Raw genomic sequence first — 23,036 nt, 5'->3', positions numbered from 1 at the left:
TAATGATGAAATGGTTTTACAAGGAATGGTGAAAGGATGATTATTCAAGAGATTTTAGGTAAATTCTCCGAAAAATAGAGCATGTTATAAAAAAGTAATGGTCAATTCATGAAATTTATTATATAATCAAGCGGTTTAAGAAAAAGTTTTATGATAATCATTGACAGATTCCGCTAATGTTTGCAATAAATAAAGAGGGCTTGTAATAAAATGCCTTAGGGGGGCATCACTTTTGGATAATGATAAAAATTGGAAGAAAGAGCAAATGAAAATAAAGCTACTTGAAAGACAGAGTGAAGCTAGAGTGGTACGGAAAATTGTTACTGTTTCGTTAGTTGCTGTCATCCTTGTCATGACGCTTGTTGGACTTGGTGGGTATTTGTATATCTCCTCCGCATTAAAACCTGTTGACCCAGATAATAAAGATGCAATCAAGGTGGAAATCCCTCGTGGTTCAGGAATTAGTTTGATTTCTCAAACATTAGAGGATAATGGAGTCGTTAAAAACGCGAAAGTATTTAAATACTATGTCAAGTTTAAAAATGAATCTGGTTTCCAGGCTGGAACCTATAATTTATCACCATCTATGACAATTCAGGAAATCATCGATCAAATCAAAAATGGAATTGTAGCTGAGACCTATCGAATTACTATTCCGGAAGGAAGAGATCTGGAACAAATTTCAGAAATTATTGCCAAGAAAACAGGCAAAAAGTCAAAAGATGTCTTAGCCGTTATAAATAAAAATGGATTTATTAAAGAAATGATGAATAAGTATCCTGATTTATTAACGGATGATATTCTTGCCAAGAATGTCAGATATCCATTGGAAGGATATTTATATCCAGCAACGTATTCATTTTATGAGGAAGATCCAACAATAGAGTCAATTGTTAGCGATATGGTAAAAAAAACCAATGAAATCTTAGCGAAGTATAAGGATGAAATGTCCAAGGATAAATGGACACCGCATACACTATTAACAATGGCATCCTTAATTGAAGAAGAAGCAACTGAGAAGGTGGATAGGGATAAAATATCTGCTGTGTTTAAAAACAGGATGGAGAAGGATATGCGATTGCAAACTGATCCAACTGTTCTGTACGCATTGGGAGAGCATAAAGATCGGGTGACATACAAAGACTTAGAAGTCGACTCACCATATAATCTTTATCGACATAAGGGGTTAACCCCTGGACCAATTGCCAATGCAGGTGAAACCTCTATTCAGGCGGCATTAAACCCTGCAGATATTGATGACCTATATTTCCTTGCTACTAAATCGGGAGAAGTCATCTTTAATAAAACATTAGAAGAACATAATAAAGATAAGGCAAAACATATAACGAATAATTAAGCATTTGGAGGGGAACTATGGAAGAGAAGAAACGTTTCGCTTCTTTCCCCTAAATATGCTAAAATATTCGAAGTGCATAAAAATAGTGTATGTATTTAAAGAAAGCCACCTGGCTTTCTCATTTTTTTGAATTAAGCAAAGTACAGGGTTTGGAGGAATAAGGATGAATAAGAATCTTGATCACTATTTACAGACTCTTGTACCTTCCCGAAATGATTTATTAAGTGAAATGGAAGAGTATGCAAGGGAAAATGGTGTTCCGATTATGGAATTAACCGGTATGGAGTCTATGTTACAGATTCTAAAAATCCAAAAGCCGCGAAAAATTTTAGAAATTGGAACAGCAATTGGTTATTCTGCTTTACGAATGGCGTATACGCTGCCAGAAGCTTCAATACTGACAATTGAAAGAGATGAGGAACGTATTGAAAAATCTCATCATTTTATTGAAAGAGCGGACATGAAGAGTAGAATAAAGATTATAAAAGGTGACGCCCTTGAGACAGAATCAGCTGTCTCTCCAGAAGGACCTTTTGATTGTATATTTATCGACGCAGCTAAAGGACAATATAAACGTTTCTTTGAAATATATGAAAAGTCTTTGGCAGAGGGAGGAATTATCCTTTCCGATAATGTTCTCTTTAAAGGCTTGGTGGCTCTTGAACAGGAAGAGATTGAATCTAAACGAACAAAAAATTTAGTTAATAAAATAAAAGGCTATAATGAATGGCTCATGAATAAGGAAAACTTTGATACTGTCATTATCCCTGTCGGGGATGGTTTGGCTATCAGTATTAAACGAGGTGAAAAGGCATGAAAACCCCTGAGCTATTACTAACACCTACTAAGGTTGAAGATATCATCCCATTAATTGATGCAGGTGCAGATGCATTTGTTATAGGGGAACAACGTTATGGACTGAGACTGGCTGGAGAATTTAACAGAGAGGCTGTTAAAGAAGCAATCCAGCTAGCCCATTCAAAAGGAAAGAAAGTATATGTGGCTATGAATGCCATCTTCCATAATGAGAAAGTGGACGAGCTGTCCGATTATTTGCGTTTCTTAGATGCCAATCAAGCTGATGCTGTCATCTTTGGAGATCCAGCTGTTTTGATGGCTGCTCGTGAAGCAGCTCCGAACCTGCCACTGCATTGGAATACAGAAACAACAGCGACCAACTGGTTCACGTGTAATTACTGGGGAACAAAAGGAGCTAAGCGTGCAGTCCTTGCCCGGGAAATTAATATGGACGCTATCATTGAAATTAAAGAACATGCCAAAGTCGAGATTGAAGTACAGGTGCATGGAATGACAGCCATGTTTCAGTCAAAACGGACGCTTATCGGGAATTACTTTAATTACCAAGGCCGCAATATGAAAGTGGATAGCCTGGAGGATCAAAAAAGCTTATTCCTGCACGATCCTGAGCGTAACGCTAAATACCCAATCTTTGAAGATGAAAACGGCACTCATATTATGAGTCCGAATGATATTTGCATTATTGATGAATTGGCAGAAATGCTCGATGCTGGGGTAGACTCCTTTAAAATTGATGGAATCTTAAAGGATTCTGACTATCTTATTGAAGTAACCAAATTGTATCGCGAGGCAATTGATTTATATGCAGAGAATCCGGATCTATACGAAGATAAGAAGGAAGAACTGCTGCAGAAAGCTGAAGAAATTCAACCGGCAAACAGATCGCTGGATACAGGCTTCTTTTTCAAGGAGACTGTTTATTAACAGGGAATGGAGGATGACCGAATGTCCGTGTCAGAAAATAAAATTTCCGAGATTATTGACGGAAAACGCGTTATTGTAAAAAAACCGGAATTACTGGCTCCTGCCGGTAACCTGGAAAAATTAAAAATCGCTGTCCGTTATGGTGCCGACGCAGTATTTATTGGCGGTCAGGAATATGGATTGCGCTCCAATGCCGGAAATTTTTCATTGGCAGAAATGAAAGAAGGCGTGGAGTTTGCTAAACAATACGGCGCTAAAATATATGTGACCACTAATATTTTTGCTCATAATGAGAACATCGATGGACTTCCGGAGTATTTAAAAGGGATTGAAGAAGCTGGAGTAACAGGTATTATAGTAGCTGACCCGTTAATAATTGAGACCTGTAAAAAGGCTGCTCCAAAGCTGGAAATCCACTTAAGTACACAGCAATCCTTATCAAACTGGAAAGCTGTACAGTTTTGGAAAGAAGAAGGGCTGGATCGTGTTGTTTTGGCACGTGAGACGAGTGGAGAAGAAATCAAGCTAATGAAAGAAAAGGTTGATATTGAAATTGAAACCTTTATTCATGGGGCGATGTGTATTGCTTATTCAGGGCGCTGCACGCTATCTAACCATATGACAGCCCGTGATTCTAATCGAGGCGGCTGCTGCCAATCATGCAGATGGGATTATCATTTATTCGCTAATACGGAAGATGGTGAAAAACCATTATTTGAAGATGAAGACCAACCGTTTGCGATGAGTCCTAAAGATTTGAAACTGGTTGAATCCATCCCAACTATGATAGAGATGGGAATCGACAGCTTAAAAATCGAAGGCCGTATGAAATCCATTCATTATATTGCAACAGTTGTCAGTGTTTATCGCAAGGTTATAGATACTTATTGTGCGGATCCGGACAATTTTGTTTTCAAAGAGGAATGGATTACAGAGCTCAATAAGTGTGCGAATCGGGAAACAGCTCCCGCATTCTTTGAAGGTGTACCAAGCCATAAGGAGCAAATGTTTGGCAATCATAATAACAAAACAACGCATGACTTTGCCGGGCTTGTCTTATCGTATGATGAAAATACATCTATAGTCACGTTACAGCAAAGAAATTACTTTAAACCGGGAGACGAAATTGAATTTTTCGGACCTAATATCGAAAACTTTACGCAAACAGTCGGAACAATCTGGGATGAGGACGGCAATGAATTAGATGCTGCAAGACATCCGCTTATGACTGTCCGCTTAAAAGTCGATCAACCGGTTCATCCATATGATATGATGAGGAAGGAGAACAACTAAAAATGACTAAGCCAATTGTAATTGGGGTTGCAGGTGGCTCGGGTTCAGGGAAAACGAGTGTAACAAAAGCAATCTATGAAAAATTCAAGGGTCATTCCATCATGATTCTAGAACAAGATTATTATTATAAGGATCAAAGCCATCTTCCTTTTGAGGAACGACTAAAGACAAACTATGATCATCCATTGGCTTTTGATAATGATCTATTGCTGGAGCATATTAACAAATTGCTTCGTTATGAAGCAATTGAAAAGCCGGTTTATGATTATGCTATGCATACACGCTCTGAGGATGTAATTCCTGTTGAACCTAAGGACGTTATTATTCTCGAGGGAATCTTGGTACTTGAAGATGAGAGATTACGCGATATAATGGATATTAAACTATTTGTTGATACCGATGCAGATCTTCGTATAATACGTCGTTTAATGCGTGATATAAAAGAACGGGGCCGTTCAATTGATTCAGTCATTGAACAATACACATCTGTGGTACGTCCTATGCATAACCAATTTATTGAGCCTACTAAGCGCTATGCGGATATTATTATTCCTGAAGGCGGACACAATTACGTGGCTATTGATGTAATTGGTACTAAAATCCAAACGATTTTGGAGCAAAAATCCCTTTTATAGGAATATTTTGTTTTTACACCAATTTCCATAAAAATAACAAAAAAGTTACTCATTTTTGAAAAAATTTTGATAAAATTAATAGACAAATCGATAAAAAGAAATTAAGCTAACAATGAGTGTAAATTGCGCGTTCGATTGAGAACGCGCAATTCCTATACCAATAAAGGTATATACATAGTTATTAAGTGCATATATATACACATGATCACATGGAGCGGTTGGTGCTGCATGGTGAAAGTACAGAAGGAGTGAAATTTTTTGGCTACTGAAAAAGTATTCCCAATGACTAAAGAGGGAAAAGAAAAATTAGAGAAAGAATTAGAACTTTTAAAAACGGTTAAACGTAAAGAAGTTGTAGAACGAATTAAAATTGCACGCAGTTTCGGTGACTTATCCGAAAACTCTGAGTATGACTCTGCTAAAGAAGAACAAGCATTTGTTGAAGGAAGAATCACTACACTTGAAAATATGATTAGAAATGCACAAATTATTGAGTCAGGTGCATCTCAGGATGGAACGGTTACATTAGGAAAATCCGTAACATTTAAAGAATTACCTGATGGTGAAGAAGAAACTTATATAATTGTCGGTTCTGCAGAAGCTGACCCATTTGAGTATAAAATTTCAAATGATTCTCCTATTGCCCGCAGTTTAATGGGAAAAAAACCAGGTGATGAAGTAACGGTTTCTACTCCAGGTGGAGATATGGAAGTCGTAATCGTATCCGTTCAATAATTTGAAATTTAAGAAAGAACCAGCAAGGCGCCTATTTTAGGTGCCTTTTTTATTTGTTCAATTATAGTTTGAAATAGGCAAGCCCCGTCGAAACTGGTAACAGTAAGGGGTGTGTTAAATGAAAAAAAGAATATTGGGGACAGGAATTATTTTTCTATTTCTGTTTACTTTATTAATAGCCAAGCTGGTACATATACAGATAGTGAAGCCAAAGGAATATTCCAAACACCGGGTAAATTTATTAGAGAATAGTGTGAGACAAAGAATTGACGAAATCACTTTGGATGATGGGAGAGGTGGATTTCTTGATAGAGAAGGTAAGTCGATATCCTATCAGGACAAATCGGTGTTAGTACTCTTTCCATTTGTTAAACATTTAGATTGGCCTGCAGATAAAGTGGCAGACATTCTTGAGATAGAGAAAGAAATACTACTACAAAGGCTAAAGAGTGAAGAGGAACCATTTATTTATGAAAATAAAGGTATAACAGAATTAACAGATAGCCAAATTGCGCAAATTAACAATCTTCATATTCCAGGTATTATAGGTGTAAAGAAGAGAGAGGTTATAGCAAATCCTTCAGCAAGCCATCTTCTAGGGTCCCTGACATTAAATAAGAATGAAATAGATGAAGCTAATAAAATAGGCTATACACCGGTTGATTATCAAACAAAAGTAGGGAAAACAGGATTGCAAAAAGCCTTTCAGATCTTCCTGCAGGGTAATGGCAGTAAAAAACTAGTTTATCACAAAGCAGCCAATGGACTGCCAATGTTTGGAGTGGATATCCGTTATTTGGACGAAGGTCAATCTGGTGAAAGAATTAATATACAGACTACTTTGGATCAGGACTATCAAAAACTTGCAGAACAAGTTGCTGATGATAGTGGGCTGAAAAAAGGCGGAATCATCATTTTAGATGTTGAGACTAATGATATTCTGACTATGTTTTCCACACCGCTTGTAAATAAAGATGTAAACAATGAGGGTAACCATAATCAAATGATTACTCCACAGACTCCTGGTTCCGTATTTAAAACGGTTATAGCAGCTGCTGCCATAGAAGAAGGCCTAAACCTGAATGGAAGAGAATTTAACGGTAATTTGGATCATTTAGGGCGACCTGTTGATAAAAATACAGGAAGATTGCTAGGAATGGTTGATTTTAAGCGAGGGTTTGCATTAAGCAGCAACCAAGTTTTTGGAGTTCTGGGAAAGGAATTGGCAGATAAAAATCCGAATCTTATTGAAGAGTATGCTGAGCGGCTTGGCTTAATTCAACCAATTGGGTGGAATGGAAGTGTATTCCATACATCTCTCATTAAACAACTGCCGGAAGAAAAATCTGGGGTCATATGGACAGAATCCTCCATGAAGAAGGATGAGAATTTTGTGGCGAATACATCGATTGGTCAACTAAATGTAAAAGTAACTCCGCTTGCCATCGCCAATATGATGGCCACGATTGCCAGAGGCGGTGAAAGAATGATGGCTAGAGCTGCCACTAAAGCGGTCGATGATGACGGATTAACCATTGCCACCTTCAAAGAGCAGCCTATAGAAGGTAAAGCCATTTCAAAAATAACAGCCAGCAAGCTACAGCAATTATTAAGAGGAGTAGTAACAACAACAGGGAAATATGCCACTGCGGGTAATCTACATACAGCCAAGTACGATGTTGCTGGTAAGTCAGGAACAGCAGAAATTGGGGCCAAGGAAGATAAAACAAAACAGATGTACAATAAATGGTTTGCAGGTTATTTTCCTTTTCAAAAACCTAAATATGCGATGGTGATTGTAAATCTGGATACAGCGAGCAAGTCGGGTGCGGTAACTCCTTTATACTTACAAATGGTCAATGGGATACATGCAATTAATCAAAAAAGAGGCCTGGAATAAAAAATATGACGAAAAATTGAATAACTTTTAGTGATTACCTATCCATGTTAAAATAATCTTTATTATAAATTTGAGGAGGAAGTGTATATGGATAGGCAAGATAAATATCCTTCGCGTATGGATAAACGTCAGGATAAAAAGGTAAACAAAGTCTACAATATACTGATTACAGTTGTAGTTCTCCTTATTGTCGTTGTGGGAGCTACTATATTTTTAGGTAATAATGATGAACCGGCAAGTCAGAAGGCTGATACCAATCCTGAAAGTAATCAATCGGCAACCAATAAAGAAGACGAAGCTGACAAAGAAGAAACTGCAATGAATGAAGATGAGCAAGCATCTGAGAATGAGGACGAAGAGGGCCAAGATCAAGACCAAAACGCTGATCAAGATTCCTCTGAATCTGAAGATGCAGTAGAGTCTGAGAAAGTTGAAGAAACAGCTTCTGATGGAAATGTGGAAGAAGCGTATTCTGATCCTTCATGGAAGCCAGTAGGTACGGAACAAAGTGGAGAGCATGTTACACAATACGAGAAAGGTTCCACTGATTGGAATGAAATGGAGCAAGCCATTGCCTATGGAGCTGGCATAGATCAAAGTAATATGACCTTATGGTATTTACAAAATGGCGGTGAACCGAATAAGGCAATTGGTACTGTATCACCTAAAGATGGATCAAGCACGTATCGTGTATATATCGAATGGGTTGATGGTGAAGGATGGAAACCGACAAAGGTAGAAAAACTTATAAAGAATGACAAAGCTAGTTAACCAAATAAAAATACTTTTAAAGCTGCCGTGTTTGGCAGCTTTTTTGATTGTTACTTTTAAGGGAAATCCAGATAATTTGAAGAGTGGAAATACAAAGAGGTAATCGTAGCCATTTCAAAAAGGATGTATCATGTCAGTCAATATCTCTTAAATGTGTTCGAATCTCGGATGCGGTTTTTGTGGGATTTTCACATTGGAAAATAATATATCTATACTTTTTATGTCCTTGCAATTCTATGATGACCAACGGTATCCTACCGCTGTATGAAAGAAAATACCATTCATTCTGATATTTATAACTTCCTTCATAAATATTTAAGAATGAAATAGAAGAACCAGGCATCCGTATCATCCGTGTAGGAGCGTCGAAATAATCTACTAAAACATTTTTTATTAGAGGGTAGGGCATTTGAATCTTTCGTTTTAAAGCAAAAAAAGTTGTTAAACCTGTAAGAGTTAAAATCAGTTCATGCTTATCGTCATCAAACTTTATTTCTCTCCCCATATATAGCACCTCCTATTATTCATTTCTGCAGGTCATAAAGGCGTTGCCGCACGAAGTAGTGTACTTAAGCCTTTAATCCCTAATAAGCTCCCTACGGTGCCTCCTCTTATGCTTCGGAGGCCTAAAAGATGTAGGTCATGAAGATGTTGCCACAGGACGTGACGATTTTAGTCTTTGTTCCTTAATATACCCGTTTTTGGATTTTTAGTTAATCCAGCTTCGACTCCTAGTCCCTCAAGTCATAAGCAAATACTCTGCGGGAGGGAAGAACGTCTCCCTCTGAGTATTCGTCTTATGCTTTTCGGGCCTGAACAGTCGTCTCAGCTTTTTAGTTAATCTAGCTTCAGGGCCTAACCGCTCGAGTCATAAGTGTAGCTGCTGCGGGAGAAAAAAGCGTTCTCCCTACGCAACTCCTCTTATGCTTGTCGCGGCTGAGCAAGGCCCTTCAGCTTTTTATCTAATCCAGCTTCAGGGCCTAGGAGTTCGGGACATAAGCATAGCCTCTATGGGGGAGAAACATCCCCTTCGAGCCTATGTCTTATGCGGGCCAACAGGATGTTGGTCATGAAGACGTTGCCACAGGACGTGGCGCCTTTAGTCTTCGTTCCTTAACATGAGCCGTTTCAGCTTTTTAGTCAATCCAGCTTTGACTCCTAGTCCCTCGAGTCATAAGCAAATACTCTGCGGGAGGGAAAAACGTCTCCCTCCGAGTATTCGTCTTATGCTTTTCGGGCCTGAACAGTCGTCTTAGCTTTTTAGTTAATCCAGCTTCGACTCCTAGTCCCTCGAGTCATAAGCAAATACTCTGCGGGAGGGAAAAACGTCTCCCTCCGAGTATTCGTCTTATGCTTTTCGGGTCTGAACAGTCGTCTCAGTTTTTTAGTTAATCCAGCTTCAGGGCCTAGGAGTTCGGGACATAAGCATAGCCTCTACGGGGGAGAAACATCCCCTTCGAGCCTATGTCTTATGCTTCTCACTCCTGAACAAGGCCCTTCAGCTTTTTAGTTTATAGTGTACTACGGCTGTGTATATGGGTTTGCCTTCGGGGGTGGTGTGGATTTGGTGGGATATGTGGTGTACGGATAGCATGATTGCTTTGTTTTGATCTATTTTTTGCTGGATTTGTTTTTCAAGGTTTTGAATTGAGGATGCCTCGAAAAATTCAACTTTGTCTTCAATTAGTTCTAATTTAAATTCCACTTTTTTTTGCCTCCTTCATTTTCAAACTAAGTCTACCAAAAATGCCTAGAATACTCTAGCTCCAATAAAGGATTAGTGGTCTGTTTATGCAGATGATTTATGGTAAAATGGTACATGTCATTTTAATCTTTGTAATATAAAGGAGTAATACTAATGAAAATTGCTATTATTGGCGCAATGGAAGAAGAAGTTGCTTATTTGCGTGAGAATATAGAAAGTGCCGAGTCTGTTGTCATTGCTAATACAGAATATACAACTGGACAGATGTTTGGTGTGGATGTTATTTTGTTAAAATCCGGTATTGGCAAAGTGAATGCTGCCATGGGAACAGCTGTCCTTCTTGAAAAATTCAAGCCTGATTTTATCATCAACACTGGCTCAGCAGGTGGCTACAACCCAGAATTAAATGTAGGAGATATGGTCATTTCAACTGAGGTACGTCACCATGATGTGGATGTTACGGCGTTTGATTATGAATACGGACAGGTTCCACAATTACCTGCAGCATTTATTGCTGATGAAAAGCTTGTATCACTTGCAGAGAAAGTGGCCGCAGGCATAGACGGGGTTGGAGTTGGAAAAGGGTTAATCGCAACCGGTGACGTATTTATGTCTGATCCTGAACGTGTTCGATTTGTAAGAGAAAAGTTTCCACAGCTGCAGGCAGTTGAAATGGAAGCAGCCGCTATTGCGCAGGTGGCTTATCAGTTTAATGTTCCATTTGTAGTAACGCGCGCATTAAGTGATATTGCTGGCAAAGAGTCAGATTTATCATTTGATCAATTCCTGGAAAAGGCTGCATTGCATTCAGCTCAACTGGCAATGGGAATTGTAAAAGAATTAAAATAAAATTTTTAAGTTCTGTCGAAATACTAAGACAGAACTTTTTTGTTTTCTTAAAAAAATAATGTGATTGTTCATAACTATTGATACCATTCTGTCCATATATTTTAGTGGTTCGCCTGCCACTATTTACATTAGCATAGGGAGGAATATCGTGTTACTGTATTACTAGTTTATTTGAAAGGTGGTAGTTTCCTTGAAAGAGAAAATGATAGATTATAAACGTTTTGGTACAACTCTCCTAATGTTTGCTGTATTTCTTTTTTTAGGATCCATATTGCCAAAGGAAGGTATGAGTGAAGTAGTAAAGGAATACTTAACTTTTGCTACTGCTGGAGTATTGGCGTTATCCGCATTATTTTTTGCTTTATCCAAGAAATATGGGAAGTTAATACAAGACGAAGAATAAATTCTATAAAATACAGGTCAACTCATTTAATGAGTTGGCTTTTTTTTATAATCTTTTAATCAAGAATCTTTACAGGTACTTGATAAATTTATCATTGACATTGATAATCATTATCAATAATATTAATATATCAAAATAATAATGTACGGGTGGTTTCTAATGATATTGTTGACATTACATAAACTTTCTTTTTTTATTTGCTTATTCTTTGGGGTTTTACACCTGTTTAAAAAGAATAGACCGATAAAACTTACTCATAGATGGAGTGGTTGTATAGCCTTGATAAGTATATTTATATATTTATTTCAAATGAGTTCTAATTTATTTGGTTATATCATTTATATGCTTATCATTGCTCTGACAGCAATAATTCCTTTTTTAAAGAAACAAAAAAATTGTACGGCCGTTCATATAGTTGGAGGGTTAGGCTCTATAGTATGGCTTGTATTGATACATATTTAGTGGGGGAAGACAGATGAAAAAACTAATTTTACTGGGATTGGGATGGATATCTCTATTGTTTGGTTTAATTGGAATCGCAGTTCCTATTTTACCAACGACACCTTTACTATTACTGACAGCAATTTTATTCGCTGGTAATTCAGTTAAATGTGAAAACTGGCTGAAGAAACAGTCATTTTACGAAAAATATGTAGTGAGCTACCAAAGGGATGGTGGTCTTACTTTAAGAAGAAAATTAACGATTTTACTAACCGTGTATTTATTACTTCTAATCAGCGGTTTAATGGTCAATCATTTGCACGTTCGCATTGTTCTATGCGTGTTGGCAGTTGTTAAATTGATTGTTTTTATAAAAATTCCTACGATTAATAATCAAGAGGAAGTGCAACAAATATGATTCAAAAAGAAATGATGATTTATGCAAAAAAGTATGGAATCATCCCTGTTTTGGTTCAAGTTACATTATTGCAATTATTGAATGTTGTTATAAATATAGTGATTGTATTTGAGATTGCGGAATTATTTTCTGCCTTGTTCTATGTTCATAATATCGTTATGGATATGTACTACATTTTATATATTGGATTGATTATAGCTATAAAGTTCGGCTGTCATTATTACTCGACAAAGCTCACACATTATACATCATTTGAGCTAAAGCATAAGGTGCGGAGAGAACTGTTTGAAAAGCTTCTTTCACTGACCCCTCAAGAGATTACCAAACTGGAAATCAGTAAAATTAGCCAGCTCGCGGTAGAAGGTATCGAGAATATCGATGTTTATTACAGTCGTTATCTGCCGCAATTTTTTTATAGCCTGTTGACTCCTGTCCTGCTATTTGTGGTAATGGCAAAATTGAATTGGAAAATTGCGCTTATGTTGTTGATCAGTGGTTTTTTAATTCCGGTTGCCATTGTGGCCGGCGTAAAAATTGGAAAGAGAATTTTTAAAACATATTGGAATAAATACTTGGATGTTGGTAAAAAGTTCGTTGAAGGTGTAGAGGGACTGCGCACCTTAAAAATTTATAACGGAGAAAAGGCATACGGAGAGATTATGAATAAGGAAGCAGAGGAATTCCGCTATATGACGATGAAGGTGCTTAGGATGCAATTGCAATCTATCACCATTATGGATTTAATCGCCTATTTAGGAGCAGCTTTGGGAATCGTCTGCTCAGTGATTGCCTATAAAAATGGAAACTTAAGTTTAACTGGCTTTATCTGTTTTTCTCTGCTGGCGATTGAATTTTTTGTACCATTTCGACTGTTGGGATCCTATTTTCATGTAGGTATGAATGGTACGAGTGCCTTGAATTTATTATCCTCCATTTTAAAAATTGACTCGCAAAAAGAAGAACCAGCTGTTCATAAGGATATCACAGGAGATTTATGCATTAAAAATATAACCTATACTTATCCATATGCTGAAAAACCGGCTTTGCAGGATTGCAATCTTGTCATCAAGCAAAGCGAGGTGACGGGAATTGCAGGTGCTTCTGGTGCAGGAAAAACGACTATTACACATATTCTGCAACGTTTCATTGAACCGGAAAATGGAACAATTGAAATCGGTGGGACATCTTTAGCGGAACTGCCTATTGATCAGGTGCATCGATTGATTGGCTGTGTCAGTAACCGTTCCTATATTTTTGAAGGTACGATTTTTTCTAATTTAATGATGGCTAAACCAACTTTGGAGGTAGAAGAGGCAGAAGAGATTATTAGGTTTGTGAAGCTAGATCAATTTGCTGCTAACCTTCATTATAAAATTCAAAGCGGAGGGACGAATCTTTCAAGCGGACAGCGCCAAAAATTAGCAATTGCCCGAATGCTGTTAAAGAATCCTAAAGTGTTTATTTTTGATGAAGCTACTGCCAATATCGACCGTAGTAGTGAAGATGATATTCTTGATATTATTCAAAGAATCAGCCGTCAGGGAAAAATGGTTATCATGATTACCCATCACTTGCAGCGTTTAGTAGATGCAAATCAAATCTATGTATTCTCCAATGGAAAAATAGCTGAACAAGGCAATCATCAAACACTTATGAACAATGGGAACATTTATGCAGAGCTATTTGAAGAACAACAATCAATCGGAAGGTGTGCAGTATGATTAGCAGCGGAAAGAATTTGATTCAATTAATGAAAATATTAAAGCCGCTTATTCCACATATGATGCTGACAATCCTTCTTGGTACATTAGGTTATTTGGCGGTTTCAGCCATAAGTCTTATAGGAGGGATGGCTTTCTTGGATGTAATGGGCCTTAAGGACTTTGGAAATGGAAGACTGTTGCTTATTATGATTATTACAGCAGGTATAATGCGTGCTGTTTTTCGTCTGTGCGAGCAATATATGACCCATTACATTGCATTTAGTCTTCTGGCTACTATCCGGTCTCATATCTTTAGATCCCTTGGAAAGCTTGGGAATAGGCAATTAATGAGCTTTCAAAAAGGGGAGCTTATGAATGTTATTACTAAGGATGTAGAAATGCTTGAAGTGTTTTATGCGCACACAGTAGCTCCTGTTTGTATTAGCTTTATCACAGGAATTGTTTATCTGGCGATTTTTTGGTCTTTTCATCCATTTTATGCTGTTGCAGCGTTGTTCTCATATTTGTTAATAAGCTATGTTGTTCCGAAAAGTGTGTACAGAAGCGGACAAGAAGCAGGAGAAGCTTATCGTGTTCAATTTGGCATGCAAAGTCAATATATCCTTGATCGATTAAAAGGGTTGAAGGAACTGTACATTTTTGGACAGGAGCAACAGACAATTAATCAAATTGACGAATATAGTGAGGAATTAAATAATTCTACTTTGTCCCTTAAGAAACATGAAGGTCTACTCAAGGCATTGACGGATGGGGCATTATACCTTTCAGTGTTTATACAAATTGGTATATCCATTTATTTATACGGAATTGGTAAAGTGGATGCAGGTACAGGGCTTTTAGCTGTGCTGCTGCTTTATTCTTCCTTTGGTCCTGCACTAGCTTTATCGCAGCTTAGCTCGAGCCTTGTTCATACATTTGCCAGTGCTAAACGTGTCTTAGGAATCATGAATATTACTCCTGAGGTAAATGAGGGAGGCAGTCGTGAACTCGTCCATATTGGTAATATTAAATATAAAGATGTTCAATTTGAGTATGAAAAAGGCAAACATTTATATAAAAACGTTAATTTTGAATGGAGAATAGGAGAAATTATTGGCATCAGGGGAGATAATGGTACGGGAAAATCAACATTGATTTCATTACTGCTGCGGGATATTCCAGTTACGAAAGGTACCATACTATTAAATGGAGTGCCAGCCGAGGAGTATGATGCCGATTCTTACCGGAATCATTTCAGTATGGTTGATGCTCATACAATTGTATTTTCGGATACATTGCGCCGGAATCTGACGATGTATAAAAAATATAAGGATGAAGAAATTTGGGATGCTTGTGAGAAAGCAGGATTGTATCAATTTATAAAAAGTCTTCCAGAAGGATTGGATACACATCTTCAGGAATTTGGTGAAAATCTTTCAAGTGGACAGCTCCAACGATTAGCGTTGGCCAGATTATTCCTGGATGATGCCTCGGTTTTCATCCTGGATGAACCTACGACCAATCTTGATGCGTTGAATGAATCCTCCATTCTTCAGGCCATTAAAGCCCATGCGGGAGATAAACTTGTTATTCTCATCAGCCATCATCCGGAGGTACTGGCTATGGCAGACCGTATTTTTGAAGTGAGCAATGGACAAATAAACGAAATGGAATGCCAGCATTGTAAGAATGTGTAATATAGGCAGTGGGATGATATCAAGACACACTTAAACACTTGTCGGTTCATGAACAACTTGGACAAAACATGATATAAGCCTGGCATTAGAGCTGCAGAATAATTTTCTGCGGCTTTTTGCTTTGTTTAAAATTTATGATATGTAGATACTTACCCATTCTGGTTTTCTAAAGGTCTGTAATGGTCTATATTTTGGTGAAAAATAGTAAATTAAACTATAGGATTTTTATACAATTTTAGTTCTATATTGGTGGTGTGATGAATATATTGATAAAGTGTGCTAAAAACACCGATGATTTGAAGCTTAAGGAGGTAATTGCATGACCTTTAATATGATTCTGTTCACGGTTACAATCAAGTCAAATAAATTGGGCAGGTCTGAATACGTTTCAATACGTCAGGCGGAAAATGAAATACTTGATCGAAAAACAACTATAATTAATAAATTCTATTAATTATATTCCATACTCGAGTATGCGAAGGTTGACCGGTCCAAAAAAATTTGCTCAATCGGAAGGAAGGCGATAGATATGACTAGCAATATGATAGTAAAGACATCAAAATTTTTCTGGATTAATAAGGATAGTGCATAACGAACTGTTCACATTCCTGTAAAGAATTAGTCAATTATTCTTCACATCACGTCGCTTGGGACACCCCTTTATTATGTTAAATTTAGGTAAATGGGAAGAATAAGGGGTTGGTTACCATGTTATTATTCGTAATGGGGGTTGTTACTGCCGTTACAATCACATTTGTCATTGTAGCTGATATCACAACTATAGAATTATAAAAAGAAGAAAAAAACTTATGCAGAGCATAAGTTTTTTTCTTTATTTAGGACCAAGGTATCCCCCGCTCCAGAAACCCCAAAAGCCAAAGAGGAATAATAAAATGAATAGAATAATTAAGATCGCAAATCCGGCGCCATACCCATTTCGGCATGGTGGAGGAGGATAGCCCCAACCGCAACTGGGTCCTCCAAAATGATAAGGATACATAGGTGCACCTCCTTATATACCGTAGATTATTATTATAATATGGGATGATTGCTTATATGGTTGGGCATAAATCAAATATCTTATTTTCAGAAGGACAGGCAAGGGATAGAGGCTGCTGTCATACATATCTAATAGTCTAACTGGTTGGAAACAGTGAGGAGCTGATTTAATTGGCAGGAGTTTTAGCAACGTTTGGCTATTTTATTAAAGAATTGGTTTTTCTCGTCTCCTATGTTAAAAACAATGCATTTCCTCAACCATTATCAGCAAAGGAAGAAAGGGAATGTATTGAAAGAATGGCGGAAGGAGATGCGGAAGCAAGGAATTTATTAATTGAACATAACCTAAGGCTTGTAGCTCACATTGTAAAGAAGTTTGAAAATACTGGGGAAGATACTGAGGATCTCATTTCAATCGGAACGATTGGCTTAATCAAGGGAATCGAATCTTATTCCTCAGGTAAAGGCACGAAACTTGCTACATACGCGGCCCGCTGTATAGAAAATGAAATTTTGATGCATCTAAGAGTGATAAAAAAAACAAAAAAAGATGTTTCGTTGCATGACCCGATTGGCCAGGATAAAGAGGGAAATGAAATTTCATTGCTTGATATATTGAAGTCTGAGTCTGAGGATGTAATTGACACAATTCAGCTTAATATGGAACTTGAAAAAGTGAAGAAGTATATTGATGTGCTTGAGGACCGTGAAAAGGAGGTTATTGTTGGCAGGTTTGGCCTAGATCTAAAAAAGGAAAAGACACAAAGAGAGATAGCGAAAGAACTGGGTATATCTCGCAGCTATGTTTCAAGAATTGAAAAGAGAGCATTAATGAAAATGTTCCATGAATTTTATCGAGCAGAGAAAGAAAAAAGGAAGAAAAAATAGTCAAAACGGGCAAAAGATACTTGTCCGTTTTTTTCGTTAAAAGGAAATAATATTGTCACGCTCAAAAAATTGAGGTGTCAATATGCACGAATCTAAACCCCAACATAATTCTTCTTATTTTTACCGTTTTGGCTGTAAGGTCATTCAATATTATAAAGTTATCCTGCTAGTTTGGGGATTACTGTTTCTTGGCGGAATAATGCTAATACCATCTTTTTTTAACCATCTTTCACCACCGCAATTAAATGTAAAAGGTTCACAATCAGAACTAACTCAAAAATTAATGGAGCATAACTTTGCAGATGATATGGGTGAACAAAATTTTCTTGTTTTTCATTCGAATCAATGGAAAGTAAATGAACAAAAATTTTACGAACCGGTAGATAATGTTCTGGCTGAAATCCAAAAGATAGAAGGGGTAACTGTAGTTGCAAATCCGATGGAGAACCCTCTGCTGGAGGGGGAGAATCAAGTTTCAAAGGATTTGCACACTTGTTACGCGTTACTTTTTATTGAAGGGAATAAAGGTCGGGTTTTAGAAACGATTGATGTACTTAGTGAATATTTGGATGCGCAGAAGGGTGGGCTTGAACTATATTTGACAGGGGCCACTCCGACAATAAAGGATTTGACCCATATGGAAAAGCGGGATCTTACCTTTGCGGAAAAATTGGGCATGCCTTTTGTTCTTGTGGTTCTTTTATTTGCATTTGGTTCTCTTACAGCGGCTTTAATCCCGATTATGTTAGGAGGAATGGCGGTAGTCATTACCTTTGCATGTTTAAGTCTTTCGGGATATCAGGATTTTGACATTATTGTACCAAGTGTAGTCACGATGATTGGACTGGGAATAGGAATTGATTATTCTTTATTTTTGATTATTAGATATAGGGAGGAACTTCAACAAAATGATTCTCATCAGGCAATCGCCATAGCCATTTCCACAAGCGGAAAGTCTATATTTTTATCTGGGTTGACGGTTATGATTTCATTAATCGGACTCCCTCTTGTTCATGCAAAATTATTTCTTAATATAACAGTGGGCACATTTGCTGTTTTATTTATATTATTGTTGCTGACACTTACCTTTTTACCTTCATTATTATGTTTGCTTGGACATCGTCTGAACAGTTTCTCCATACCATATAAAAAGAAGACTAATCAGAGAAAATATCTGTATCGATGGACAAAGCATATCATGAAGTACTCACTTCCTTATTTAATTGGGAGTTTGCTTATTCTAGCAGCATTGACCGCTCCATTATTGCAGATGCATTTGGGAATAGGGCTTAATCAAGATGCCTTAAAGGATTATCCATCTGGAAGAGGAAATACGCTTTTAGAGGATAAGTTTGTGTCCGGTCTATACTCACCGGTTCTCCTGGTAAAGAAGGCTTCAGGTAGTCGGTTCAGTATGGAAGAGCTTAAGGAAATTTCGACTGTTGGAGATATCCTCAAAACCTTTGATGAGGTCCAAATGGTTTCATCCATTACAGAATTGACTGACAATCTTTTAGGTGATGATGATACATACAATGAGGTGGCAGAATTAATAAAACTACCTGAACTTAAGGAATATACCAGTTTTTTGATTAATGACGATTTTAATGTAGCCCCTGTAATGATTACGTTGAAATATGCCCCAGATTCTACTGAAGCAAAAACTTTTGTCTCTAAGCTAAATGAGCGGTTTGAGAAACAGGTGAATGAAGGGAGCCTTTATATTGGAGGGCTTACAGCTCAAGTGAATGATTTGCATGAAGAAACAGCAAAAAAAACACCCATCGTCATTGTGGTTGTTTTAATGATTTCCTATTGTTTCTTGGTAATTGCTTTTAAGAGCATTTTTATTCCAATAAAAGCAATTCTATTAAATATTATTTGTGTAACAGCAGCATGCGGAATGACAGTCTTAGTCTTTCAATTTGGATGGGGAGAAGAGTATCTTCAATTTACTTCTCCAGGATTTATACAGTCTTATTTGCCTGTATTAACCTTCGCAATTTTGTTCGGACTTTCTATGGACTATGAGGTATTTTTAGTCGGAAGGATTAAAGAAGAATGGGAATCATCCCACGATAATGAAGAATCAATAGCAAGGGGAATCGAATCTACAGGTCCTTTTATTACCCAGGCTGCCTTAATTATGATCATTGTTTTTATTTCATTTATCCTGACACGCGTATTAGAAATTAAACAGCTGGGCTTTACTTTAGCGATTGCTGTTTTATTGGATGCGACGATTATTAGGTTAATCCTTGTTCCAATCCTCTTGAAAATGATGGGAAAATGGAATTGGTGGTTTCCGAGTATGAAGAGACGATTTAAATTGAAATGATGATATACTTGACTGTATCAGTAAGAAAAATCTTTCCCTTCCTTTAAAGGAATAGTAAACTAAGTAGAGACAAACACCCTCAATCGTCATGGGTGTTTTTGTTAATTTTATATCCAATCGAAAGATAGCTAAATGTGAGTAGCTATATAACAAGAAAATAGGTGAAGAAAGTGAAGGAAAAGGTATATCAATTATTAATCGAATTAACCAATGGCAGATGGACTTCTTCCCTTTTAAGAAAATTTGCAAACTCTAAAGCAAGCAGGCGGATAATCCCATCTTTTGCAAAGCAATACAAAATTAATTTGACTGAGATGGATCGTCCCATTCAGGAATACACATCCCTGCATGACTTTTTTACAAGGGCTTTAATAAATGGAGCGCGCGAAATTAATCATGAGGAGGGGACTGTTGTCAGTCCTGTAGATGCCGTATTGGAGGATAGTGGGCCCATCCATGAAGATTCTTCTTTCCAGGTGAAAGGGAAGGTATATTCAGTTGAGGAAATGCTTGGGAACACAAAAGATACAGAAAAATATCTAGGCGGCAGATATATGGTACTATATTTAAGTCCAAGCCATTATCATCGTATTCACTCTCCAGTTGAGGGATTGGTTACACGGAAAAGTACTCTTGGACGAAAGTCATATCCAGTCAACAAGTGGGGGATGACATTAGGTAAATACCCTCTATCAAAAAATTACCGTGAAATCACAGAAATCCAGCATGCCGGAGGATTTCTATCTGTTGTAAAGGTTGGTGCCATGTTTGTTAATTCAATAGAGAGAACACATTCGGGGGATACTCTACATAAAGGGGAAGAAATCGGGTATTTTTCTTTCGGTTCAACCGTGGTTCTATTATTTGAGAAGGAAACCTTTACTCCATACATAACAGGTGCTTTGCCGCAACCAGTACATGTCGGTGAGACAATAGGGTATATAAAATAATAATACAAAAAAATTGCCCTGGATCTTAACCAGGGCGCATGATACAAATGAGTTTGGCTCTGCTTAAAATATTTTATAAGATAAGGATCTCCTGTCAATTTCTCTTTCAATTAGACGGATAAATTCTTGGCTTAAGTTTAAATGCCTGGCTTTGTAATATGATTCAATTAAAAGATCATCTGGTAGTTTTTGCATTATTTTGCCTTGCGGCTTCACCTCCAATTTACTGTTCTAAATGGGTGGCAACGACAATATATTAGTAGTTTGCCTTGGTGTACCCTTAATTTAACAGAATCAAGAGGATGGAACAACCGTTCTGTTATCCACAGGGATAGGTGTATAACTTGTGGGTAAATTGTGTGTATCTATAATTTTTATTGGGAAAACGTATCGTATAAAAAGGTAAATGATCTGTTAGTGATGTGCATAAACTTATCCACAGATTTAAATAATGGCGCAATGTGTCGAAAGGTTTTATATTTCGACTGCACTTTTCATCAAATTTAGCTATTTGGCTATGACATAAATTAAAATATCCGTTATGATGGATAGCGGTGAAAAAGAATTAATAGAGGTGTATAGAGTGATAAAAGCATTTTTACCTTCCAAGCATGTTAAAAGTATTTATGAAATCAAACCTCAGGAATTAAAAGATAATGGTATAAAGGGGATTATTACAGACCTTGATAATACCCTTGTGGAATGGGATCGTCCTCTTGCCACGCCAGAACTGATTGCTTGGTTTGAAATGATGAAGCAACATGGTATTAAAGTGACAATTGTGTCCAATAACAGTGAACTACGTGTAAAGTCCTTTGCTGATCCACTTCAAATCCCCTTTATTTTTAGAGCGAAAAAACCTATGGGAGCTGCATTCAGAAGAGCTGTAGAGATTATGGGTATTAAAAGAGAAGAAGCAGTCGTGATCGGTGACCAGCTTTTAACCGATGTGTTGGGCGGCAATCGTAACGGGTTTCAAACAATCCTTGTCGTTCCTGTTGCTCAAACAGATGGCTGGACAACTAAAATAAATCGTAAAATTGAACGCAGAATATTAACATGGTTCCGTAAAAAAGGACAGATAACATGGGAGGACTAGACTTGGAAAAAGAACAAATTAGCTGTGTGGGATGCGGTGTGACTATTCAAACGGAGCATCCTGAAAAAATAGGATATGCACCATCTTCCTCACTTCAAAAAGAACAAATCATTTGCCAAAGATGTTTCCGACTTAAACACTATAATGAGGTACAAGATGTATCCCTAACGGATGACGACTTTTTAAAAATTCTGAATGGAATTGGAAGTAAGGATGCTTTAATCGTCAAATTAGTGGATATATTTGATTTTAATGGAAGCTGGCTGCCGGGAATTCAACGATTTGTCGGCCATAATCCAGTTGTTTTAATCGGTAATAAGAGTGATTTATTACCGAAATCAGTCAAGCCTAATAAGCTGATTACCTGGATGAAGCACATGTCGGCTGAATTTGGCTTACATCCTGTTGATATTATGCTTGTCAGCGGTGCTAAAGGACATGGAATTGAAGAAGCAATGGAGCGTATAGAGGAATTGCGTGAGGGACGTGATGTATATGTCGTAGGCTGTACAAACGTCGGTAAATCCACTTTTATCAACCGTATTATTAAACAGGGCAGTGGTGAAGAAAATGTGATTACGACTTCATACTTCCCAGGAACAACTCTGGATATTATCGAAATTCCACTGGATGATGAAAGAGCGTTAATAGACACGCCCGGAATCATTAATCACCATCAAATGGCTCACTTTGTGGGTAAAGAAGATTTAAAAGTGATTACTCCAAAGAAAGAGATTAAACCAAGAGTTTTTCAATTAAATGCTGGCCAAACTCTCTTTTTCGGTGGCTTGGCTCGATTTGACTTTATTCAGGGTGAACGGAATTCATTTACTTGTTATTTGTCCAATGAGTTAAATATCCACCGGACGAAATTAGAAAAAGCAGACGAGCTGTACAAAACACATGTAGGCGAATTATTGGTACCGCCGCATCCTTCTGAATTAGATTATTTTCCACCGCTAGTAGCTCACCAATTCTCTATAAAAGAAGGGAAGACAGACATCGTATTTTCTGGTCTGGGCTGGGTAACGATTAACAAGCCGGGAGCAGTTATTTCCGCACATGTTCCTAAAGGAGTGCAAGTGACGATCCGTAAATCATTGATTTAAAGG

General features: G+C 37.3%; 23 protein-coding genes. 19 read left to right on the top strand and 4 right to left on the bottom strand.

Translation table 11 applies throughout. The features are described from left to right. The first annotated feature begins 232 nt into the window (after window positions 1–232). The 8 genes from mltG to FHY45_RS16895 all read left to right on the top strand — a co-directional run bounded on the left by mltG (window position 233) and on the right by FHY45_RS16895 (window position 8,434). Complete coding sequence (gene mltG / locus FHY45_RS16930) at window positions 233–1,357, top strand: endolytic transglycosylase MltG (protein ID WP_373925493.1); 1,125 nt, start codon at window positions 233–235, stop codon at window positions 1,355–1,357. A gap of 163 nt (window positions 1,358–1,520) precedes the next feature. Next, window positions 1,521–2,174, top strand: a complete 654-nt coding sequence (locus FHY45_RS16925; RefSeq protein ID WP_139892607.1) for an O-methyltransferase — start codon at window positions 1,521–1,523, stop codon at window positions 2,172–2,174. After that, a complete protein-coding gene (locus FHY45_RS16920) occupies window positions 2,171–3,100 on the top strand; it encodes a peptidase U32 family protein (protein ID WP_066105387.1) in 930 nt (309 codons plus the stop codon). Before FHY45_RS16925 ends, FHY45_RS16920 begins: the two co-directional genes overlap by 4 nt. Before the next feature lie 21 nt (window positions 3,101–3,121). After that, window positions 3,122–4,393, top strand: coding sequence for a peptidase U32 family protein (locus FHY45_RS16915; protein ID WP_066105385.1), 1,272 nt, complete (start codon window positions 3,122–3,124; stop codon window positions 4,391–4,393). Window positions 4,394–4,395: 2 nt separating this feature from the next. After that, entirely contained in the window at window positions 4,396–5,028 is a 633-nt protein-coding gene (gene udk, locus FHY45_RS16910) for a uridine kinase (protein ID WP_066105382.1), read from the top strand. Between the two features lie 258 nt (window positions 5,029–5,286). Then, window positions 5,287–5,763 carry a transcription elongation factor GreA gene (gene greA / locus FHY45_RS16905; RefSeq protein WP_066105374.1) on the top strand — a complete coding sequence of 159 codons (477 nt, stop codon included), beginning with the start codon at window positions 5,287–5,289 and terminating at the stop codon, window positions 5,761–5,763. Window positions 5,764–5,881: 118 nt separating this feature from the next. After that, window positions 5,882–7,663 (top strand): peptidoglycan D,D-transpeptidase FtsI family protein, encoded by a 1,782-nt coding sequence (locus tag FHY45_RS16900; protein ID WP_139892606.1) that lies wholly within the window; start codon window positions 5,882–5,884, stop codon window positions 7,661–7,663. Window positions 7,664–7,750: 87 nt separating this feature from the next. Next, window positions 7,751–8,434 (top strand): YrrS family protein, encoded by a 684-nt coding sequence (locus tag FHY45_RS16895; RefSeq protein ID WP_257469163.1) that lies wholly within the window; start codon window positions 7,751–7,753, stop codon window positions 8,432–8,434. A 133-nt stretch (window positions 8,435–8,567) separates the two neighbouring features. On the opposite strand, the gene FHY45_RS16890 is transcribed toward FHY45_RS16895, so the two are convergent. Both FHY45_RS16890 and FHY45_RS16885 read right to left on the bottom strand, forming a co-directional pair. Beyond that, window positions 8,568–8,939 (bottom strand): hypothetical protein, encoded by a 372-nt coding sequence (locus tag FHY45_RS16890; protein WP_066105359.1) that lies wholly within the window; start codon window positions 8,937–8,939, stop codon window positions 8,568–8,570. A 993-nt stretch (window positions 8,940–9,932) separates the two neighbouring features. Then, the gene (locus FHY45_RS16885; RefSeq protein WP_066105356.1) at window positions 9,933–10,139 is read right to left on the bottom strand and encodes a DUF2536 family protein; all 207 of its coding nucleotides are present in this window, start codon (window positions 10,137–10,139) and stop codon (window positions 9,933–9,935) included. Window positions 10,140–10,292: 153 nt separating this feature from the next. Here FHY45_RS16885 and mtnN point away from each other — a divergent pair, with 153 nt between their 5' ends. From mtnN to FHY45_RS16855, 6 genes are all read left to right on the top strand, one after another. Further along, window positions 10,293–10,988, top strand: coding sequence for a 5'-methylthioadenosine/S-adenosylhomocysteine nucleosidase (mtnN, locus tag FHY45_RS16880; protein ID WP_139892605.1), 696 nt, complete (start codon window positions 10,293–10,295; stop codon window positions 10,986–10,988). 190 nt (window positions 10,989–11,178) lie between these two features. Then, complete coding sequence (locus FHY45_RS16875) at window positions 11,179–11,391, top strand: YrhC family protein (protein ID WP_077248071.1); 213 nt, start codon at window positions 11,179–11,181, stop codon at window positions 11,389–11,391. 475 nt (window positions 11,392–11,866) lie between these two features. Beyond that, window positions 11,867–12,250, top strand: a complete 384-nt coding sequence (locus tag FHY45_RS16870) for a DUF454 family protein (RefSeq protein WP_066105347.1) — start codon at window positions 11,867–11,869, stop codon at window positions 12,248–12,250. After that, complete coding sequence (locus tag FHY45_RS16865) at window positions 12,247–13,971, top strand: ABC transporter ATP-binding protein/permease (protein WP_066105343.1); 1,725 nt, start codon at window positions 12,247–12,249, stop codon at window positions 13,969–13,971. Before FHY45_RS16870 ends, FHY45_RS16865 begins: the two co-directional genes overlap by 4 nt. Further along, window positions 13,968–15,650 carry an amino acid ABC transporter ATP-binding/permease protein gene (locus FHY45_RS16860; RefSeq protein ID WP_139892604.1) on the top strand — a complete coding sequence of 561 codons (1,683 nt, stop codon included), beginning with the start codon at window positions 13,968–13,970 and terminating at the stop codon, window positions 15,648–15,650. Before FHY45_RS16865 ends, FHY45_RS16860 begins: the two co-directional genes overlap by 4 nt. Before the next feature lie 319 nt (window positions 15,651–15,969). Beyond that, window positions 15,970–16,104, top strand: a complete 135-nt coding sequence (locus tag FHY45_RS16855) for a YrzI family small protein (protein WP_077248070.1) — start codon at window positions 15,970–15,972, stop codon at window positions 16,102–16,104. A 378-nt stretch (window positions 16,105–16,482) separates the two neighbouring features. Here FHY45_RS16855 and FHY45_RS20655 read toward each other — a convergent pair whose 3' ends face one another. Beyond that, the gene (locus tag FHY45_RS20655) at window positions 16,483–16,650 is read right to left on the bottom strand and encodes a hypothetical protein (RefSeq protein ID WP_180350008.1); all 168 of its coding nucleotides are present in this window, start codon (window positions 16,648–16,650) and stop codon (window positions 16,483–16,485) included. Between the two features lie 170 nt (window positions 16,651–16,820). On the opposite strand from FHY45_RS20655, the gene sigK reads away from it, so the two are divergent. The 3 genes from sigK (at window position 16,821) to FHY45_RS16840 (ending at window position 20,825) form a co-directional block, all read left to right on the top strand. After that, window positions 16,821–17,537, top strand: a complete 717-nt coding sequence (gene sigK, locus FHY45_RS16850; RefSeq protein WP_066105338.1) for an RNA polymerase sporulation sigma factor SigK — start codon at window positions 16,821–16,823, stop codon at window positions 17,535–17,537. Window positions 17,538–17,619: 82 nt separating this feature from the next. After that, window positions 17,620–19,875, top strand: a complete 2,256-nt coding sequence (locus FHY45_RS16845) for an MMPL family transporter (RefSeq protein WP_139892603.1) — start codon at window positions 17,620–17,622, stop codon at window positions 19,873–19,875. 170 nt (window positions 19,876–20,045) lie between these two features. Further along, on the top strand, window positions 20,046–20,825 hold the full coding sequence (locus tag FHY45_RS16840; RefSeq protein WP_066105333.1) for a phosphatidylserine decarboxylase: 780 nt from the start codon (window positions 20,046–20,048) through the stop codon (window positions 20,823–20,825). A 63-nt stretch (window positions 20,826–20,888) separates the two neighbouring features. Here the strand turns inward: FHY45_RS16840 and FHY45_RS16835 are convergent, their stop codons facing one another. Next, the gene (locus FHY45_RS16835) at window positions 20,889–21,020 is read right to left on the bottom strand and encodes a sporulation histidine kinase inhibitor Sda (protein ID WP_066105330.1); all 132 of its coding nucleotides are present in this window, start codon (window positions 21,018–21,020) and stop codon (window positions 20,889–20,891) included. Window positions 21,021–21,369: 349 nt separating this feature from the next. Here FHY45_RS16835 and FHY45_RS16830 point away from each other — a divergent pair, with 349 nt between their 5' ends. Next, the gene (locus FHY45_RS16830) at window positions 21,370–21,924 is read left to right on the top strand and encodes a YqeG family HAD IIIA-type phosphatase (protein ID WP_175354283.1); all 555 of its coding nucleotides are present in this window, start codon (window positions 21,370–21,372) and stop codon (window positions 21,922–21,924) included. Beyond that, window positions 21,912–23,033, top strand: coding sequence for a ribosome biogenesis GTPase YqeH (gene yqeH / locus FHY45_RS16825; protein ID WP_373925492.1), 1,122 nt, complete (start codon window positions 21,912–21,914; stop codon window positions 23,031–23,033). Before FHY45_RS16830 ends, yqeH begins: the two co-directional genes overlap by 13 nt. Window positions 23,034–23,036 lie beyond the last annotated feature (3 nt).

Source organism: Bacillus sp. D386 (assembly GCF_006346415.1).
This window is presented reverse-complemented; position numbering and strand designations above follow the sequence as displayed.